General features: G+C 70.7%; 1 protein-coding gene. It reads left to right on the top strand.

Annotated features, from left to right (window positions below; all coding sequences use genetic code 11):
- Positions 1-751: phosphoenolpyruvate-utilizing N-terminal domain-containing protein (locus QZ281_RS11255; protein ID WP_292228395.1), on the top strand; the 751-nt coding region annotated here is incomplete at both ends.

Here is a 751-nt window from a genome sequence, read left to right as displayed (position 1 = left end):
CGCCGGGGCTGTTCGTCGGCCGCGCCGTGCGTTTGACCCAGACCGAAATCGCCGTGTCCGAAAACGGCGGCGGCGTTGCGGCGGAGACCACCCGCATGAACGCCGCCCTGTCCGCCGTTCGCGCACGTATCGAGCTGGCGGCGACCAGCGGCAACGCCCATCGCCGCGCCATCCTGGCCGCGCATCTGGGTTTTCTTGATGATCCCGGCCTGATCTCCGGTGCGGAACAGGCGGTATCCGAGGGACGCAGCGCCGGTTTCGCCTGGCGTCAGTCCGCCCGCGCCGCCGCCGATCTGTTCCGCACCATGGGCGATCCGCGCATGGCCGAGCGTGCCGACGACCTGCTGGATCTGGAGCGTCAGGTTCTGATCGAATTGTCGGGCGAGGCCGCGCCTGCGCCTGTCGCCATCGGTCCCGGATCGGTCATTGTCGCCGACGACCTGTTGCCGTCGCAGTTGATGGCGCTGGATGCGGTCAAGGTCGCAGGGCTTTGCACCGCGCAGGGCGGCCCGACCTCGCACGTCGCCATCCTTGCCGCCGCCATGGGGGTTCCGGCTCTGGTCGCTGTCGGCGCCGCGCTGGACCGGGTCGACAATGGCGTTCTGGTGGTTCTGGACGCCGATGGCCGGCAGCTGATCGCCAATCCCTCCGCCGCCCGTCAGGCTGGTGCTCAAAGCGCTGTCGCTGCGCGTGAGCGCCGCCGCGCCGACGCCAGGGCGCTGGCGCTGGATGACTGCCGCACCGCCGACGG

It is taken from the genome of Brevundimonas sp. (assembly GCF_018608325.1).
Lineage (GTDB): Bacteria > Pseudomonadota > Alphaproteobacteria > Caulobacterales > Caulobacteraceae > Brevundimonas.
This window is presented reverse-complemented; position numbering and strand designations above follow the sequence as displayed.